At 58.1% G+C, this 11414-nt stretch carries 9 protein-coding genes and 1 tRNA gene; 6 read left to right on the forward strand and 4 right to left on the reverse strand.

Features of this window, described 5'->3' with window-relative positions:
* Nucleotides 1-1782 carry a hypothetical protein gene (locus BV034_RS04905; protein WP_265592639.1) on the forward strand — a complete coding sequence of 594 codons (1782 nt, stop codon included), beginning with the start codon at nucleotides 1-3 and terminating at the stop codon, nucleotides 1780-1782.
* Nucleotides 1783-1914: 132 nt separating this feature from the next.
* On the forward strand, nucleotides 1915-2556 hold the full coding sequence (locus BV034_RS04910) for a hypothetical protein (RefSeq protein ID WP_265592640.1): 642 nt from the start codon (nucleotides 1915-1917) through the stop codon (nucleotides 2554-2556).
* A gap of 513 nt (nucleotides 2557-3069) precedes the next feature.
* On the opposite strand, the gene BV034_RS04915 is transcribed toward BV034_RS04910, so the two are convergent.
* The 3 genes from BV034_RS04915 to lexA form a co-directional block, all read right to left on the reverse strand.
* Nucleotides 3070-3155, reverse strand: a tRNA-Leu gene (locus BV034_RS04915).
* A 295-nt stretch (nucleotides 3156-3450) separates the two neighbouring features.
* The gene (locus BV034_RS04920) at nucleotides 3451-4113 is read right to left on the reverse strand and encodes a glutathione S-transferase family protein (protein WP_050024707.1); all 663 of its coding nucleotides are present in this window, start codon (nucleotides 4111-4113) and stop codon (nucleotides 3451-3453) included.
* A gap of 179 nt (nucleotides 4114-4292) precedes the next feature.
* A complete protein-coding gene (gene lexA, locus BV034_RS04925; protein ID WP_050024710.1) occupies nucleotides 4293-4901 on the reverse strand; it encodes a transcriptional repressor LexA in 609 nt (202 codons plus the stop codon).
* A gap of 102 nt (nucleotides 4902-5003) precedes the next feature.
* On the opposite strand from lexA, the gene BV034_RS04930 reads away from it, so the two are divergent.
* A complete protein-coding gene (locus BV034_RS04930) occupies nucleotides 5004-5798 on the forward strand; it encodes a tetratricopeptide repeat protein (RefSeq protein WP_050024712.1) in 795 nt (264 codons plus the stop codon).
* A gap of 54 nt (nucleotides 5799-5852) precedes the next feature.
* Nucleotides 5853-7070 (forward strand): 8-amino-7-oxononanoate synthase, encoded by a 1218-nt coding sequence (gene bioF, locus BV034_RS04935; protein WP_050024714.1) that lies wholly within the window; start codon nucleotides 5853-5855, stop codon nucleotides 7068-7070.
* On the opposite strand, the gene BV034_RS04940 is transcribed toward bioF, so the two are convergent.
* The gene (locus BV034_RS04940; RefSeq protein WP_050024716.1) at nucleotides 6960-8354 is read right to left on the reverse strand and encodes a glycosyltransferase family 4 protein; all 1395 of its coding nucleotides are present in this window, start codon (nucleotides 8352-8354) and stop codon (nucleotides 6960-6962) included. The genes bioF and BV034_RS04940 overlap by 111 nt on opposite strands.
* Before the next feature lie 192 nt (nucleotides 8355-8546).
* On the opposite strand from BV034_RS04940, the gene BV034_RS04945 reads away from it, so the two are divergent.
* Nucleotides 8547-9632: a hypothetical protein gene (locus BV034_RS04945; RefSeq protein ID WP_265592641.1), complete on the forward strand. Its 1086-nt coding sequence runs from the start codon at nucleotides 8547-8549 to the stop codon at nucleotides 9630-9632.
* Between the two features lie 81 nt (nucleotides 9633-9713).
* Nucleotides 9714-11255, forward strand: a complete 1542-nt coding sequence (locus BV034_RS04950; RefSeq protein ID WP_050024720.1) for an NAD(P)/FAD-dependent oxidoreductase — start codon at nucleotides 9714-9716, stop codon at nucleotides 11253-11255.
* Nucleotides 11256-11414 lie beyond the last annotated feature (159 nt).

The following is an 11414-nucleotide window of genomic DNA, read 5'->3' on the forward strand; positions in this document are numbered from 1 at the left end:
ATGAGCAGTTCAATTAAAAAATTCTACCCGAGCTATTCACAACGCCTCTTGGAAGCTGTATTGAGTGACTATCTTTCCGATGTTGAAAACTACCTGGGTGAGACAGGTAGAGGACACTACAATATTGCAAGGTCGTTTCAGTTTGAGGAGCCGGGTGGGCAAGTGAGGGCCCGTCTTCGTGGCAGGAAAGTCTGTTGTATGTCGTTATTTTTCAAGGCTGCAACACATAGCCGCTACAAGAATCAGCCTGCTAAGGACCCGAATGGCGATGTCCAGGTGCAGGAGTTGCATGCTGCGAATCACCCCGCATTTGAAGGTACGCACCGCTACAATTCGACATTCTACAGAAGTTACATTGAACGGATCATGGCATCCCGTTTTGAGGACTGGCAGCCAGTTCTTTTCCTCGCCAAGGATCTGCATTATTTGAGAAGGGAATTCGAGAGCAAGGGATGGATTGTCATCCAGATGGTTCATAGTAGTGTCGCCCATAGTCCAGGGGCCATGTGGCGATACCTTGGATTCAATCTAGACTGCAAGTGCTGCTATTTTCATGACACTGACAGTCAGTTCAGCGCCAGGAGGGCTGATCAGATTGCCAGTTTGCTAACACTTCATCCATCCGCCACCTTGGCGAGGTCGCTCCAATGGTCCGGTCAAAGCGGAGAAATGGCGTTGATACTCGGGCATGATTTTGCCGTTAATCCCAAAAGGATTGATTTTGATGCCGCCAAGATGATGCTTGGTTATGCCGTGCTGAATATCTTGCTTGAGGATCGGGTCAACAATTTTTGTGTGGAGCCTAGGAGAGGGAGGGAAACGAATGAGATTGCAACCTTGGCTGAGCGTGCGAAGCGGGAGCACTTTGGCCCCACCTACCAAGAGAGAGTTCTATTCAAGTGCTATCCGTACTATTGCTTTGACGAGCAATGGTTGAAAGAGTTTGTGTACTATCAGATGGTGAATGGGAAGATGGTCACCTTTCAAGGCGATAAACGCCAGCCTGTTGACGAGATTCAATCGGCCGATATAGAATTTCAGGTGAAAAACGGGAACCTTCTTGCTTCCTCATTTCCTCTGCTGGATCGGCTCAATGGTGGGGCTTCTCAAAAAGTGCAGGGTCGAAATGGTAGTTGTACGATTGGATCGCGTGGTGGTCGAGCGAGTGTGGGAAAGCGAGCTCTTGCTCAAGCAAGAACAGGGCTGAGAACTGTAGATGAAGCGTCATACTTTGACTATCAAAAGTGGTATTTGGGGCGAGAACTGGCCAAACAACGAATTCGTAGTGACTTGCGCGTCCAGCCAGTTGAGCAGATGTTTGAATGTGCACACTCCGGCAAAGTCCGAGAGTACTTTTCAGTGGGAAAGTGGAGTCTGGTTAGAATGGATGCTCAACGAGATTTTGAGCAGTTAATATTCCTTGATGATGCCCAGACGCGAGAGGAAGGTCTCGTCATAAATGTGGAAAGGCCAAACTACCGCACTCTGCTGACGGTGGCAAACAATGCGATCAACTCTGATTACATACAGAGGTGTTCCAGCGCCAATCTGAAGCGCTACTACGAGGACTTGAAAAGCGGGAGACTAAGGATTATGAAGGAAAGTCGAATTGTAATCTGTGAACCCAATGGGCTTGAAAAATTCCGGAATCCAGAGGGCAACTATTACATAGTCGATGGTGCGGCGAGGTGTCTCGCTTACATGATGCTAATTGTATCGGGCCAACTACAATACGATCCGATCGAAGCGTTTTACTGTGAGCCTGCTGGTCACCTTTGCTGAAGTGGATGTGACCGTAGAAGAGGACTTGCTAATGCCGGCTTCACCCCAGTCCAATCAGTAGGGCAACCGACGATGCGCAGACGGGTATGAATGGATGGGTGGGCCTTGTGAGTGAGGGCGGTTCAGGGCTGTATGAAAAATGTCGTAGACAAATCTTTGAAACTTCTGGTATTTAATCGTATGAAAAGTTTGTTACATTTATTCGTAGGTGCAGTTGCTGTGTTCGTTCTGGTGCAATCGGCACAGGCCCAGCAAACAGGTGGAAAGCCTGACAGGGCTGCTATCGAAGTGCTGCCGTTTGCGAGGGAGTTCATGAATGAGAAATTCAAAACGAACGACCGTGAGGTGCCGGACGAACTTAGGGCAACCACCACAGACAAAATTCGAATCTACGGGAAGCGCAAACTCAACAGGACGGCACCAGTCCGTGGCAGACTTTCAGCGCACTTTGGCAAGATTGTGCTCGTTCCAGTTGGGAATTTGAAGGGAGTCATCAACGTAAAGAGTCCTTCAGCGGACGATGTCACCTACTACTATGCCTCCATTGAGTTGGAAGGGGGGAAGCTGGATACCAAAATCATCCAGCTTTCGACTGGCGTGGACTACGCGTGGTCGGTCGTCAAGGGGCCAGCCCAAACCACTTTCAAAATCACGGACGGTGCGAAGGAAGTGGTAAGCCTGTCGGGGCCTGCAGCTTCCGTGAAAAGTGTCGGGTTCGCGTCAACGGTGCGCTACTTGGGCAATGAGGCGGACATCAGCGTGACCTTCGAATAGATGTTCCAGGATTCATACGGGGTGGTCTTCTCTCTGGTTCCTCCAGGTGGAGATCTGCTAGATCTATCCAGAGAGAAGTAGTCGACAAGATTCCGTTGCCTAAGGTTGAGACGGCATTCGATCCGGCCAGCGCACTTTGATGAACTAGATGGTCGCGTTCCACGGACTAGCGATTCTGCGCATCCATTTGCTGGAGGTTGTGTCATCAAGATGACCGACCAGAGTTCCAGTGACTGGCAGAAGATGACGGCGGGGGACGTTCTGACGACGGCAACTGTGTAGCTAAACGACAAGCCTTTAATGCGCTTTTTTGCATGTGGATGCAGAGATGACAGATTGATGCCTCTCAGTTCGACGCTAGCGAGCAGCTTCCCTAGGGCAAGCGGGTCAGTTCCGGCACTCGCCGACGATCCGAGAATCTGGTCCAATCGGCTCAGCTTTGTGCCCCTGAAAGCGTTCAATGCCTCGTTCGCGATCTTAATGGATCCAATGCATATTTCATTGACGATGAGATGCCGACAGCGGGACTCGAACCCGCACGGTGGTCACCCACCAACAGATTTTAAGTCTGGTGCGTCTACCGATTTCGCCATGTCGGCCGGTTGATCGGGAAGGCGGAAGTGTCACTGAGATTCGACGGCAGGCAAGTCGGAATCTGGTGATTCTCGTCGTTGAGTGTGAGGGGGCGGAGGTGGTCTTCCCTTGAAACGTGTCGCAGTAGGACGGCGCAGGTTCGCGGTGGACGACAGGGGTACGCGCACCTCTCTCGCGACCCTTCAGGCCGCCAATGCAAAGGGGATGCATGGACACAGGGTCTGCGTCCACTTCGTGGACTCCGCCCCAGGGCTGGGCTCTGTGGGCCTTTCAGGCCCGGATGATCGGATCCAATGTAGCTCAGAACTTGAACCCGCTCATGCGGGCGCGCCACGCCCCCAGGGCGGTGAGTTCTGTGGGAAGGGAGTTCCAACCCTTCCAGGTGTAGTTGCCGATGATCCCGTACAACAGGAAGTCGGCGTACACCGGCTGATCGCCGAGGAGGAAGGGCTTCTGCTGCACCATGGCGTCGAACCGCGCAAAGTGCGTGGCGGCTCCGGCTCGCAACTGGTCGATCTGTTGCCGCCACTGGTCCACGCAACCCCGGCCGAACTTCCGCTCCTTGTGGCGGATCAACATGGTGCGGGCGACCAGATCCGTGACGGAGGGGACGTAGAAGACATCGGTGGCGCGGAAGGTGGCTCCTTCCACTTCGTTGTCGAGGTAGTCCACGAGGATGTCCTGGAGGCCGGCGTATTTGGCTGGGAAGAGTCTGCCACCAGCAAACGTGGCGTCGAGATACCGGGCGACGTCCTGCGTGTCCGCACCGGTTTCATAAACCACGCGATCTCCATGCTTCAACGCAGGCATCTGGTAATAGGCCCCCTGGGTGAGCTCAATCACCTTGGCGCGATCCCAGTTGGGAACGTCGATGACCTCGTAGGCCGCGCCAGCGGCATCGAGGATGCGCTTAACAGGAATGCAGTAAGGGCTGTGGGAGAGGTCGTAGAGGAAGAGAGACATGGCGGGCGAAAATTAGGAATTAGGAATTAGGAATGTGGAGTGATGGAGTGATTTCGGAATGAGGAAGGGAGTGATGGAGTATCGTGCGGCGCATGGTCTTACGCTCTACGCATGCACACAAAAAAGGGACGCGTCCGGAGAGCGTCCCTTGAGAGGAAGTAGGAGTGGGGGGAGTGGTTCTAGCGCCCGTTGTAAGGGCGGAAGAGGCCGACCATGACGCCTTGGATCATGAGTTCCCGGGCGGGAATCAAGTCGGGGTAGGAGGGGTTCTCCGCACGGAGGAACGGTTGGCCGTTGTCCACAAGGTACCGCTTGAGGGTTGTTTCCCCGTCCATGAGGGCGGCGACGATGTCCTTGGGCCGCGGATCGCGTTGCTCCAGGATGACGTAGTCTCCCTGCACGATGTGCGCTCCCGTCATGGAATCGCCCCGCACCTTGAGGGCGAAGGGCTTGGACCGCGGGGAGAGCCCCATGGTGCGAAGGTCGAGAGTGAGATTGCCGTCTGAATGCTCCGGGTTGTCCGCCGTGAAGCCGGCGGGAATGAGACCGAAGATCGGGATGTCAACCGTCTCACGCTCCATCACCTCTGGGAAGACGACCGCACGAGCTTTGCCAGCGAGTCTGCGAATCACTCCTTTCCGCTCCAAGGCCTTGAGGTGGCTCATGGCGGCTGTTTGGCTGGCGAAACCAAAGTGCAGCTGAATATCACGCGTGGAGGGCATGACGCCCTGCTGGCGTTGATAAACTCTGAGGAAATCCAGTAGCTCTTGTTGCCGCTCTGTAAGCATGGTTAGATGTGAACACTGTTCGATTGTGCAGTCAAGAGTTTTTTGGTCATTCGTGTTTTCCGCTTGGAGCCGGGCACAAGCAGGCGTTATTCCCCGCACTCTATGAAGCGCCTCATTGTGCCCCTCCTCCTTGCCTCACTGGCTCTGCCTCTCGCCGCAGCCCAGGAAAAGAAGAGCGAAGCCAAGAAGCCCGCCGCCTCTTCTGCCAAGAAGAGCACTGCGAAGCCGGTCGAAGTCGCCGCTGCCAAAACGGAGACGGCCTCTGACGCGAAGAAACCTGACAGCGGCAAGGCCACCGAGCTGGGGCTGCCCGACCAGAAGAAAGCGGGGGCGTTGCCTCCTTTGACCACAGGCCTCTCCGAACTGGCCTCTCAGGCCTTTGCCCGCAAAGATTGGAAGTCGGCTCGCAAATACTACCAGCAGATGCTGGAAGTGGATCCGCTCAATGCCCTGACCCACGCCAATCTCGGGGCGGTGGAGCAGCAGGCAGGTCGCTTGAAGGATGCCCAATCGCTCTTCAGCCGGGCGGTGTCCATCAACCCCTCCCTCCAGCAGACCTGGGTGGCACTGGGCATGGTGAGCTATGAAAACGGGGACCTCTACTATGCACTCTCCGCTCTCGGACGCGCCATCCATGAGGATCCGGCCGATGCCCGCGCTCACAACTACCTGGCCATCGTCCTCAAAAAACTCGGGTGGCTGGATGCGGCGGAACTCGAACTGCTCCGCGCCATCGAGCTGAACCCGGACTACGCCAACGCCAACTTCAACCTGGCGCTGATGTATCTGGAGCGGAAGCCCCCGGCGATCGAGCTGGCCCGCCGCCACTATGACCGGGCCGTGGCGCTGGGTGCCGCCAAGGATGAGCTGGTGGAGGAAAAGCTGAACCAGCAATAGACGCAAAACAGGGGCGGTTGGCTCCTGAATCTCATTCAACTATCATTGCCAAAGATGCCGGATCCCGTCCCGCCAGGCGCTGTCATAGCCGCGAGCGATGTGGCTGATGAGTTGGCCAATTTGGAAGCGCAGGGGTTGCGTCGGCACTTGCGCACGTTCGTGCCGCTCCCGGCCATGTCTGTCCTTGCGGAGAGCGGGGCTGAGGTGGTCAATTTCTCCTCGAACGATTACCTCGGGCTTGCCGCCAGCGAAGAGCTGAAAGCGGCCATGTGCGAAGGGGTGGGGCGCTATGGCAGTGGTTCGGGAGCCTCGCGGTTGGTCTGCGGCACCTTGCGTCCGCATCAGCAGCTCGAAGAGCGCCTGGCGGCGTTCAAGAAGACGGAGGCAGCGCTCACCTTCTCCAGCGGCTACGCGACCTCTGTGGGCGTGATCCCTGCGCTCTGCGGCAAGGACGACGTCATCCTTTTGGACAAGCTCAGCCATGCGTCGCTCATCGATGGGGCTCGCTTGAGTGGGGCCACCATCCGTGTGTTTCCTCACAACCATCTGGAAAAGCTGGAACGACTGCTCGCCGGAGCCCGGAGCAATCACGCATCACGGCGCGTCTTGATCGTGACGGAGTCGATTTTCAGCATGGACGGTGACGCGGCAGCGCTGCGCGAGATTGTTACTCTGAAGGAGCGCTACGGTGCCTGGCTGATGCTCGACGAAGCCCATGCGGTGGGGGTGTTGGGCCCAGAGGGACGGGGACTGGCCGCCCAGTTTGGCGTGGAGGATGGGGTGGAGATCCAGATGGGCACGCTGAGCAAGGCGCTGGGGGTGAGTGGGGGCTACATCGCGGCCAGTCGTGAAGTGGTTGACCTCTGCCTGAACAAGGCGCGCAGCCTCATCTACAGCACCGCTCCTCCACCCGCTGTGGCGCATGCTGCGGTGGAGTCGGTGAATCTCATTGCCAGTGCGCACGGAGACGCACTTCGTGCTCGATTGTTCGCCAACCGGCAGACCTTGGAAAACGGTCTGCAGACCTCTTTCGCGGATCTTCCCGCGGCGATTCTGCCCCTGCTGGTGGGAGACGAGCGGGCGGCGGTGGAGGCCAGCACCCAGTTGCTGGAGCGCGGATACCTGATTCCCGCCATTCGCTACCCCACGGTGTCGCGGGGTTCAGCGCGGCTGCGGCTGACGATGAGCGCTGCCCATGAAAAGCTCCAGATCGAAGGTCTTGTCGCGAGCCTTCTCCACATGATGCCGCAGTTGCGGCAGAGCGGAGAGTAGCCGCCTTGAGTAGCCCAACAGCAGCCCGTGACGGGCGGCGAGGGCGGCCTCGAAGCGCATGCCGCTCTTCTCCGCAAAGGCCTTCAGCAACTGCCGGCTGGTGGTCTCCTTGGCAAAGTGCTTTTTGGCATGCTCCAGACCGGCCTGCCCCATTGTCTCGCAACGGGCAGGGTCTTTGAGCAGGGTTTCCAGATGGTCGGCAAAGGCCTGAGGCTGGCCTTCCTCTGAAATCAGACCGTTTACGCCATCCAGCACCATCTCCGGCACACCGGCCAGACGGGTGGAGACGCAGGGGAGCCGGGCGGCCATGGATTCCATCAGGACCGTGGGCAGGTTGTCCTTGCCGCCGTCGTGTTCCGTTTTGCAGGCCAGGGCAAAGACTTGAGTTTCCTCTGCCAGCAGCTGAATGATGGCTGGCATGGGGAGGGGACCGGTCAGCGTGACGCGATCCTCCAGTCCCAGCCGGGTGATTTGGCTCTTGAGCTGGGCTTCGAGCGGGCCTTCTCCCACGATCCGGCAGTTGAAGGGCACGCCGCGATCCCGCAGCAGTCCACAGGCGGTGATGAGGTCGTCGTAGCCTTTCTTTTCGATGAGGCGGCCGACACTGAGGATGCCTCCCGCGGCCTTGGACCGGTCAGCTGAGGCCCGGGCGGCCATGAAGGGCTCCAGATCCAGGCCGTTGTACACCCGGCGCACCTGGTGGGCGGCGTCCGGGTACTTTTCCCGGAGCTGGCGGGCGGTGAAATCGCTCACTGTCACCACGAGACTGGCGTCCTTGATGAGCTGTCCGCAGCTGGGAATGGACTCCGACTGATTGCAAAAAATGTCGTTGGCGTGCGCGGTGAAGCTGAAGCTCGTGCCGTGGAACTTCCTCAGCCACCAGCAGGTACGCGCGCCGATGCCGGCGAAGTGGGAGTGCGTGTGCCAGGGGGCATCACTGCCCATCTTCTTCAAAACGTGGCTGATGTAGGCCGCCTCATACACCCGCATTTTGTCCGGACGGTCTCCCCACTGACGCAGCGTCAGCACCACACTCTGGGGCAGCAGTTTGGATTCCTTCCACTGCTTGATGAGCTCGATCAGGCACTCCTCTTTGGGGAGGAAGTGCACCCGGTCCATCAGTTCGGCGGGAAAATGACGGATGCTCTCCTCTCGAGTGTCGTGAATGGAGAAGATCTGCACCTGCACACCCAGACGCTCCAGTTCCAGGATTTCCCGCACGCAGAAGGTCTGCGTGAACGTGGGAAACCGTTCGAACACATAGGCGATGTGAGGGGATGGCATTGTTCTGAGTTAGGCTTTTCCGGCTGCGAGCGCAAGCCCGGAGCGGGGGCTGGGCGCGTTTCCTGCGATGTTAACTTATCGTCACCGTTTGGACGGATGCTCCGCTTTTTTCTTCGCACGCTTGCAGTTTTTCCCAAGGGTCCTAAAATCGCCCGTCACGGTGGTATCCACCCTGACAAACAGACTCAAACCATGAAAACACTGTCTCTTCTGCCGTTGTTTGTACTCACCCTTGCCACCGCGCAGGCTCAGGAGCTGGAAAAAATCACCCAACCGGGAGCGATCTCCGGCACGGTGAACATCAATTTTGCCACCCGCACTCGTCTGACGGACGAAGGCAAGCCGCAAGTGGGCGCCAAGGACAGCTATGAGCTCGCCCTGGCAGTGGCCAAGACCACCGAGTTCAAGGGCAACGTGGAACGCCAGCCGCTGATCACCAGCAAGCTGCTGGGGCGCGTGGAGCAGCCCGGACAGCTCTTCTATTCCCTGGATCTGGCCGTGATCAACCCGGCCAACATGACCCAGAAGAAGACCGTGGGCAAATGGGTGGGCACCGTGCCGATCACCTCGGAAGGGGTGTATGAACTGGAAGGCGCCGGCGAGAGCAAGCAGCGCATCAGCGTGGACGCGATCGGCCGTGCTCCTGCCTTCACCGACAACTTCGGTGGCCGCCTCTACGGCAAGGGCAAGAAGACCCAGGGCGTGATGTCCTATGTCCGCCAGCTCCAGGGCAAGGAAGTGAAGATCGAGGTCAAGAACACCGACCCGATGCGCTTCGAGGGCGTGCAGATCGCCTCCGGTCCTTCCCAGAACTATCCCAAGACGACCGTCAGCGGGAACCTGGACTTCGACTACGAAACCGGCAACTGGCTGACCAACGGCATCCGCTTCAGCTACAGCGTGAACGGCAAGGCCTATGAAGATGTGGTGACTGGCTCCATCAAGTGGGTGGAAGACCCGAACCGGGCCACCAACGGCAAAGGCCAGTACGAGTTCAACCTCCGCTGGAATGAGGCCGCCAACAAGCCTGCCACGACCGAGGCCGATGCCTTCAAGGGCGCGAGCGATGAAGAGGCTTTCTTCGCCGTGGACAACAGCATCCCCTCCCTCACCGGGGTGGTGAAGTACGAAGACACCATGACCAAGATCAAGGGCGAAGACTCCTGCACCGCCAGCAAGATCACCTACCAGCTGGACGCCAACCAGCTCACCAAGCAGCAGGTCATGAACTTCCTGAAGCTCTGGCTCATCGGCATCGGACCCACGAACGACGAGTAAGATCTTGAACTCCCTTTGGGGTGTGGAGCGAACCTCCACGCCCCTTTTTTGAACCCATTTCCAACGAACTCACTGACGACTATGAACAAAGGACGCACCCCGCTTTTCCGCTCTCTCATGCGTGCCATGCAACAGGCTGGTCCTGCCGTTTCCGGCAAGACCCGCCGTGACTTCATGCGCCTGGCCGGCGCCGCCATTCCCGCCACCATGGTGGGCCTGCGCGCCCAGGAAAAAGAAGCGAAGAAGATCTCCGGTGCCGTCGCCGTGGTCGGTGGGGGCATTGCAGGCCTCACGGCCGCCTACCGCCTCCAGAAGGCAGGGGTGGAGGTGCATCTGTATGAGATGCAGGACCGCTTCGGCGGCCGCATGTTCACCAAGCGGGACTTCAACAAGGACGGCATGTTTGTAGAGCTCGGTGGCGAGCTGGTGGACTCCAACCACGAGGACCTCATCGCCCTGGCGGCTGAGTTGGGCGTGGAACTGCAGAGCCTGAAGGAAGGCGAGCAGGGCGTGGACTTCTACCACTTCGGTGGGAAGATTTACACGGACAAGGATGTCATCGCCGCCTTCGGGCCCCTGGGCAAGAAGATCGCCGCCGACGCGGAAGGCCTCTATGACGATAAAGAGGAGTTCACCGCCAAGGCCAAGCAGTTCGACAACATCAGCCTGAAGGATTACCTCAAGAACGTGGGGGCTGGCACAGACCGGTGGCTCATCAACATGCTGGAGACGGCTTATGTGCCCGAGTATGGCCTGGACTCCGACCAGCAGTCCGCACTGAACCTCATCGATTTCATCAACCCGGACACCAGCGAAGGCTTTGAGATCTTTGGCGACAGCGATGAAGCCATGCGTGTGAAGGGCGGCAACGACACGCTGCCCACCGCAGTGCATCGCGCCCTGGATGGCAAGGTCAAGCTGAACGGCGGGCATCGCCTGGTGCGCATCCAGGAGGAGGGCAGCAAGATCAAGCTGACCTTCAGTACGGATGCCAAGACGGTCGTGGCGTCCTATGAGAACGTGCTCATCACCGTGCCCTTCACCATGCTGCGCAGCGTGGATGGCATCTACGACCTCAAGCTGAGCGATGAGAAGAAGCGCTCCATCAAGGAGATGGGCTTCGGCACCAATCTCAAGGTCATGTACGGGTTCACGGAAAAACTCTGGCGCAAGCCGGGTGCAGGCCGGGACTTCTTCTGCAACGGCAGCGTGTACGCAGACCAGCCCTACCAGACCATCTGGGAGACCAGCCGTGGCCAGTCGGGTGAGAGCGGCATCATCACGAACTTCATGGGCGGCTCCCCCGGTGCCCAGTACACGCCGGATCGCGTGGACAAGTTCCTCTCCGAGGTGGACGTGGTGTTCCCCGGTCTGAAGGGCAAGTTCGACGGCAACAAGATCATGATGAACTGGCCGCAGATCAAGTTCATGAAGGGCAGCTACAGCTGTCCCAAGGTGGGCCAGTACACCTGGGTGTACACCGCTGCCGCCTCTGCCGAGCTGGACGGTCACCTGCACTTTGCCGGTGAGCACACCAGCTCCGAGTCCCCGGGGTATATGAACGGCGGTGTCGAGTCAGGCAACCGTGCGGCCAAGGAATTGCTCGGGCTTGAGGAGGCGTAGGGGAGTAAGAGATTGATTTAATTTTGAGAACGCTCCGTCGGGTTGTTGGACCTGGCGGGGCGTTTTTTTGTGCTGGGTGCCTGGTTCGCGGAAATGGGCCAGGTGTTGGGGTGACGAGTGAGGGGGCGGTGATGGAACGGGCCTGTGAATCGTTCCAGC

Origin of the sequence: Verrucomicrobium sp. BvORR034 (assembly GCF_000739635.1) — a bacterium.
Classification (GTDB): Bacteria; Verrucomicrobiota; Verrucomicrobiia; order Verrucomicrobiales; family Verrucomicrobiaceae; genus Verrucomicrobium.